Consider the following 866-nt stretch of genomic DNA (forward strand, 5'->3'; position numbering starts at 1 on the left):
CAGAATCATACGCAAATGAAACAAAATGCTATGATGAAAATGGATTCAAGGCATCTATGGATAATTCCATAGGATTAGGTGCATATATATCACAGGGGTTTAATACAGAGAAACACCGAGAGTGCATAGGAGTTACAATGTTTGGAGGGGCATCTGGCTACGGTGGCAACATGGAATCAGAAGTATGCGACAGGCACCATCCCATTGAGATAACCCGATACACCCTTGCACCCTATTATACCAGTTTAAGCCTGGAGGGTATAAATTCACCAGAAAGCAATGTAATGTATTATGAACCAAACAATAGTACAGGCATAAACACCACAACAACGCATTCAAGCAGCAAACCTGGTTTTAATATGTTAAAATATAAGCAGGACATCCTTGAGGGGATTATAGACAATACTGTTAATTTTATGGGAATACAAACATCATTATCATCTATTGGAAAATATTATTCTGACGCATCCCTTGACAGTTACAGCATCTGTAAAAGCGGCAATGGCCCTGTGTATATACATTTCCATGTGAACCCAAGCAGTGGAAAGTCTATGGGCAGCAATAAATGCCGGTATACATATGGAACAATAGTAACCTATGACATAAGCATAAGGAATTACAACAATTCAGAAAGTTTTAAATTAGGCTTTAACAATGTGTACGGATGTACTAAATCATCTTATGGTGGCGGATCAACATCAACAACAAATGCCGCACACACATCCTTATGCGCAAATGCAGTTCCTTCCTCGGCAATATACGGTCCAATTCTATATCAGTCAAACGGATCAACTGATCACATAAATAACAAATTTTTATATATAAAAGATATGACACAGTGGAGATTTCTATAAAGTTCCTATTAA

1 protein-coding gene is annotated in these 866 nt (G+C 37.5%); it reads left to right on the plus strand.

Annotated elements, in window-relative coordinates:
• The coding region (locus AMDU4_RS10905) for a hypothetical protein (protein WP_290705120.1) at positions 1-854 on the plus strand (854 nt) is incomplete at its 5' end.
• Between the last annotated feature and the right edge of the window lie 12 nt (positions 855-866).

It is taken from the genome of Ferroplasma sp. Type II (assembly GCF_000496155.1).